This is a genomic window from uncultured Planktosalinus sp. (assembly GCF_963973675.1).
Taxonomy (GTDB): Bacteria; Bacteroidota; Bacteroidia; order Flavobacteriales; family Flavobacteriaceae; genus Planktosalinus.
The window spans coordinates 1-5,682 of the sequence record NZ_CAXBAN010000166.1 but is presented as its reverse complement, the minus strand read 5'-3'; the positions used below and the strand labels follow the sequence as shown (position 1 = coordinate 5,682).

Here is a 5,682-nt window from a genome sequence, read left to right as displayed (position 1 = left end):
TACTAACTTTTGAAGTCGTGTACTTTCTAGTCCCTCTTCAAAATTCTCTAATAATGCGAATACAATTTTTCTTCTATAATACATTTTGCAAAATTATCGAATAAAATAACCAATCAACTATTTTTTTGGATTTATTGGAGGTTTTCTCCTCTTAATCTAAAACTCGACGTTGCTAATGGGGGAGCAGATAACGGAACAATTAATTATGCTTTAATTTATAAACTCCCCGGGTTGCAAAACCCAGCGCCCTCATTCCATCCCCGCGTAGGCGGGGACCTCGTCAATCAAACTCAAATCATAAATACATTAAAACACCTAACATTCATCCCATTCCGGGCTTCCTCTGTCTTTTGCAACCCTCCGCGCGCCCCACTTCTGTGGTTTTTTGCGGCACGATTTTTGCCCCCAAACCAAAGCAGCACATTGCGTCATTGCGATTAACGGTCATTGCGAGCGTAGCGAAGCAATCCCGCAACGCCACAAAGAGCTGCCCCAGCCGCATAAGCAAAAAATCCCGCCACAAAAAACCACCCCAAGCTATATTTACATAACGGCTAGTTTTAATTCAAAAAAAATGCAACTATATTATTAAGCGGTAATTTTTTTTGAAGTTAAAACTCCATTATGTAAAATAGCCGCTTTTCCGACGCGCAGCTTCGTCTTTTTAATTCCAAAAGTGAAACATAAAACGGTCATTGCGAGAAAAAATAAGCGCAGCGTCATTTTTATCGAAGCAAACTCGTCAAGTTATGTAAAATCATCATTAAAACAGATCACGTCTCAAACAAGCATTTCCGTTTCAGCATAAAATGCCCACCCACCCAATTCAGCGGTTTCAGAAATGGGCAATTCCTTTTATCACCATAAATGTGCAAAAGGCAGGTGCAATGCGTTTACATAATAAAAAGTATCAAATAGGTATACTTCTACATTTAAAACCAGTAGTTGCACCAGCCTTTAGCACCGCTTAGAAAAAGTGCTTTTTTAAAAGTGAATCAATAATTCAAAACCCTCAATCCCACAACGGCCGGCAGCACACACTCTAGCAAAATTCTATTAGCATATTCAAAATTATTCCCCCTCTCTCTTTAGGAGAGGGGGCTGGGGGCCTTGCCTGCCGAAAGTTTACTGTAGGCAGGGTGAGGACCGTGAGCGCCGCCAGCCTCAGAAGTCAAATAATTGAAAATATAGCATTTCTTAAATTTTAAAAAAGCACTCTTTCTCTTTCACGTTTAGGCAACTCAACACCATAAATTGCCCATTTCTGAGCAAATAGTCCCGGGTTCCGTAAATAATAAACGTCATTGCGATCCACCGAAGGAGGAGAAGCAACCCCGTCAGTTAAAACACAGTCATAAATAAAACCTCCCAAAAGTTAAATCCCACAAAACTTGGAAATAATCCAAAAATACCATTTAATTTTGCAGTATGAATCTAAGAAAACTGCAACATAAAAACCCACTCACTTTTTACAACGCCTCGGTTACTAGCGAAGTCGAAATCCCATTAGTTTTCAGTAAAGTAAGCGCAGGGTTCCCATCCCCGGCAGATGATTTTCTGGACCTCAACATCGACCTCAACAAACACCTGGTCAAAAACCAATACACCACCTTCTTGGTAAAAGTCTCCGGAAACTCAATGCAAGATGTAGGCATCAGCGATGGGGATATCCTTATTGTCGATAAAAGCCTGGATCCAACAAATAACAAAATAGCCGTTTGCTACATCGATGGCGAATTCACAGTCAAACGTATCAAAGTAGAAAAAGACTGCGTCTGGCTAGTAGCCGAAAACCCCGACTACAAACCCATCAAAGTAACCGATGAAAACGAACTCATAATCTGGGGAATAGTCATCAACGTAATAAAATACCTGTAAATGTTTGCCCTGGTCGATTGCAATAACTTCTACGCATCCTGCGAGCGGGTCTTTAACCCGGCGCTCAACAACAAGCCCGTTGTGGTGCTGTCTAACAACGACGGCTGCGTGATTGCGCGATCAAACGAAGCCAAAGCCCTCGGCATTCCAATGGGTGCACCGGCATTTGAATACAAAAATACTTTCGAGCAACACAACATCAACGTATTCTCATCCAATTATGCCCTTTATGGTGATATGAGCAACCGCGTGATGAACCTACTCAGGGAATTCACACCCGATATCGAAATCTATAGCATCGACGAAGCCTTCCTCCAGTTCAATGGATTCGAGAAATTTGACCTTCATGACATCGGTTTCCAAATGAAAATAAGGGTCACCCAAGGCACCGGCATCCCCATCAGCATCGGTTTTGCTCACTCAAAAGCCCTGGCAAAAGTCGCTAATAGAATAGCAAAAAAGTTTGACAAACAAACCAACGGTGTACACCTCATCGATACCGAAGAAAAACGAATCAAAGCACTCAAATGGCTCCCCATCGAAGATGTATGGGGCATCGGCCGGCAACACGCCAAAAGGCTCAAAGCAAAAAATATCCACAACGCCTGGCAATTCACCCAACTCCCTGACAACTGGGTCCGTAAAAATATGGCCGTGGTAGGCCTCAGATTAAAACACGACCTCGAAGGAAAACCAACACTCCCCCTCGAAGTCAAAAACCCCAAAAAGATGATCGCCACCACACGCTCCTTTGAGAAAATGTATACCAGTATCAACGACATTGATGAACGTGTGGCCACATTCGCCGTTTCCTGCGCAGAAAAACTCCGCCGGCAAGACTCACACTGCAACCTGATAATGGTGTTCCTCCACACCAACGGCTTCCGAAAAGACCTACCCCAATACGGCCGCAACATCGTCATCAACACTCATTACCCTACAAACTCGAGCATAGACCTCATCAAATACGCCCAGGCAGGCCTCAAAGCCATTTACAAACCCGGCTACCACTACAAAAAAGCAGGAGTAATAGTAATGGGCCTGTCACCCACAAACCAAAAACAACTCTCCCTCTTCACAGAAAGCAACCCCAAACACGATCCAATTATGCAAATCGTTGACCGACTCAACAAAGCCTACGGAAACAATAAAATCAAATTCGGCAGCCAGTCCCTCGGCCGCCAATGGAAAATGAAACAGGAAAAACTATCCCCACGATACTCAACTAACATCAATGAAATACTAAATATCAACGTCTAAACATAATTTAGAATATCTAATCTGAGATCCTAATACGCAAAAGGTATATCATTATCCCCTTAATATATAAAGTAAATAATGTTGTTTTTTATGTTCAAAGTTTGGGTTTAAGCTGAAAACGACAAAACAAAAATTAAATAGTTGTACGGGTCAAAGTTAACCCGTAAAATTAATAATGCTATATTATGCTTTAATTACAATTACTAAACAGCTAAACTGTTGAAATATATAAGTTTATTGTTTTATATTTGTTATAATTTAACACAGAAATATAATGAACATAGTATCAACTTATTTTAATGATGGTCTCAAGTGTTTAGATAAAGCTTCTTATAATGAAGCAATTGTTTTGTTACGTCAGGTTTTAGTTCACTATCCAAATAATGCAATTGCTTATAACAATATAGGTATAGCACAAACTCATATAGGCATTAATCAAAGAAATAAGTATTTATTGGAGTCATCAATTCAATATTTTCAAAAGGCAATTGCAATTATCGAATTAATTCCAGGTTATACATACCCCATCGCCCTTAAAAATCTTAAGTGGGCTAAAGAAGAATTAAATAAACTAGTTTAAATTGTAAAATTTAAATTAATATGATAGAGATATTTATTATTAAATAAAAACAAATCTTATGCCTTTCTACATATATCAAGTTGTGAACGGTAATGACATCGGTAATGAAGTTGATTTTTTTAATTCTGAATTTGATTTTCAAATTCAGAAAAGAAAACTTTCAAAAGGCGGTAATAAAATTTATGCTAAAAGAATTGCACAAAGTTTAGTCGACATCATATCTTTCCTCTGTGTTTTGGATGATGATGATGAAAATATAAAGTACAATTACGAATATTTTTGCAATAGATTTGGTATAGATAAAATTGCAATGGAGTTTCCAAATGAAATTTTCAATTATGAATTAATTCAGAATATTAAACTGGATATTAAAGCAAATTTTGACGATGCCATGGAAGCTCATTTTTCTTCAAGCGGGAAATATAATGGTGGTGTTGATTGGAATAAAGCAGCAGATGACTTAAATAGACAAATTGATAATGATGATGGAGGTACATGGAGGATTGGAAATGATTTTGGATAAATTACGATTTAATATAACTCAAAACTAATCACCTTTCTACACTCCCGTTTCTTTTGAGCAACATCAGTTTCTTTCATTCAAAAGTCAATTTAAACCACTTTTATTTTATTTATCCAATTCAGTAATTTCTTATATATACCAAATCCTTTTTTTTATATCTTTGAGAATAGGAGAATTAAAGTCGGGTAAAATGGCATATATATTATGTTTTAATGCCTTGGCAATAAACTAATAACCCCTTTAAAGCAGGCTTTTTAAAGAGCAATTAGACTTAGTAAGGTCAAAGAGTCAATATATCAAAATTAAATTATTTTTAGATGCTTGATGAAAATCTATTTCTAAAAGCGTTGTCAAGTATTAACAGTGACAACTACGATGAAAAAACCTGGCTGAAAAATAATTTTGAACTTTTCAAGCAAACTCTGATTTGGCCGGTAAATCTTCCGCCCATCAGCAGAAGTATGATGGTAGAGGGTTCTTTGATGCTAAAATTCAATGAAACTTACAATGAAATACTATCAGAATATGAGTATGTTTTAAACAATAAAACAAGAACGCTAACAATTAAACAAGAACGCTAACAATTAAACAAGAACTTAAAAATACCGAATAAACCACCCCTTAAACACTCAATAGTTATAGTGATTAAACATTTAATTTTATTTGCTGTTTCATTTCTTTTCATAGGCAACAGCTATTCACAAGATAAAATTGTCATTAAGCAAGTTAGTAGTGAGTCCAGTTGTAGGCAATGCACTGGGAAATTAATTGTAAGCAATGGGAAGTTAACTGACTCTGTTTTTGGGGGGCAATGGGGATATCCCCCAGATTATCAGATTCAAAAAATCAATAACACAGACGTTCTCATTCTCGATGATGAGTATGGATATTCTGGAGGCATTCGCATTAGACAACTCCGGATACTGTTGTTAGATAAAAAAAGCTTTCTCGATGAAATCTACAAAAAATCAATAATTCTTTATTATGAAATACATCGTGTCAAAAATAATGTTCCGACAAATTATATATATACAAACGACCCGGTGATCAAGATTGATAACAACCTTGAAATTAAAAAGCAAGTAATAATTCAAGAATGTCCTGAAATTAATGACGAAAGATGTATAACACTAAAAACCTTTGAAGAAACCGAGCTTATTAATTTATCAAACCTGGTATTAAAAAAAAATATATAAATCAATAAAACTGGTGCGTGTAAAATCAGCAATAAATTTCACTGTGTTTTTAATATAAACTTGTTATGTAGCATTGTTGACAACACCTGAAAATTTTCAAATATGAGAAATATTTTTTCTAACTTTAAAATGAAATGATATGTATGATTTAATGTTAAAATTTGGAGCATCAAAATTAGTTGATGAGTATGCTCAACAGTACATCATTGAAAATGGTATGCAAAAATTTCAAAAAATTACTATCA

7 protein-coding genes are annotated in these 5,682 nt (G+C 36.4%); 6 read left to right on the top strand and 1 reads right to left on the bottom strand.

The genetic code is table 11. The annotated features are described in order from the left end of the window. Positions 1 to 1,204: 1,204 nt before the first annotated feature. A complete protein-coding gene (locus tag AACY61_RS07825) occupies positions 1,205 to 1,372 on the bottom strand; it encodes a hypothetical protein (RefSeq protein ID WP_339611020.1) in 168 nt (55 codons plus the stop codon). 56 nt (positions 1,373 to 1,428) lie between these two features. Here AACY61_RS07825 and umuD point away from each other — a divergent pair, with 56 nt between their 5' ends. The 6 genes from umuD (at position 1,429) to AACY61_RS07795 (ending at position 5,437) form a co-directional block, all read left to right on the top strand. Continuing rightward, positions 1,429 to 1,878 (top strand): translesion error-prone DNA polymerase V autoproteolytic subunit, encoded by a 450-nt coding sequence (gene umuD / locus AACY61_RS07820; RefSeq protein ID WP_339611018.1) that lies wholly within the window; start codon positions 1,429 to 1,431, stop codon positions 1,876 to 1,878. Further along, positions 1,879 to 3,138: a Y-family DNA polymerase gene (locus AACY61_RS07815; protein ID WP_339611016.1), complete on the top strand. Its 1,260-nt coding sequence runs from the start codon at positions 1,879 to 1,881 to the stop codon at positions 3,136 to 3,138. 274 nt (positions 3,139 to 3,412) lie between these two features. Beyond that, complete coding sequence (locus AACY61_RS07810) at positions 3,413 to 3,718, top strand: hypothetical protein (RefSeq protein ID WP_339611015.1); 306 nt, start codon at positions 3,413 to 3,415, stop codon at positions 3,716 to 3,718. 58 nt (positions 3,719 to 3,776) lie between these two features. Further along, positions 3,777 to 4,241 (top strand): hypothetical protein, encoded by a 465-nt coding sequence (locus AACY61_RS07805; RefSeq protein WP_339611014.1) that lies wholly within the window; start codon positions 3,777 to 3,779, stop codon positions 4,239 to 4,241. A 317-nt stretch (positions 4,242 to 4,558) separates the two neighbouring features. After that, on the top strand, positions 4,559 to 4,822 hold the full coding sequence (locus tag AACY61_RS07800; RefSeq protein ID WP_339611013.1) for a hypothetical protein: 264 nt from the start codon (positions 4,559 to 4,561) through the stop codon (positions 4,820 to 4,822). 60 nt (positions 4,823 to 4,882) lie between these two features. Beyond that, positions 4,883 to 5,437, top strand: coding sequence for a hypothetical protein (locus AACY61_RS07795; protein WP_339611012.1), 555 nt, complete (start codon positions 4,883 to 4,885; stop codon positions 5,435 to 5,437). The last annotated feature ends 245 nt before the right edge of the window (positions 5,438 to 5,682 follow it).

Bases quoted from the DNA above. Each gene is read 5' to 3' on its own strand.
- AACY61_RS07800 (WP_339611013.1), top strand. From the start codon at position 4,559: ATGCTTGATGAAAATCTATTTCTAAAAGCGTTGTCAAGTATTAACAGT.
- umuD (WP_339611018.1), top strand. From the start codon at position 1,429: ATGAATCTAAGAAAACTGCAACATAAAAACCCACTCACTTTTTACAAC.
- AACY61_RS07810 (WP_339611015.1), top strand. From the start codon at position 3,413: ATGAACATAGTATCAACTTATTTTAATGATGGTCTCAAGTGTTTAGAT.
- AACY61_RS07815 (WP_339611016.1), top strand. From the start codon at position 1,879: ATGTTTGCCCTGGTCGATTGCAATAACTTCTACGCATCCTGCGAGCGG.
- AACY61_RS07805 (WP_339611014.1), top strand. From the start codon at position 3,777: ATGCCTTTCTACATATATCAAGTTGTGAACGGTAATGACATCGGTAAT.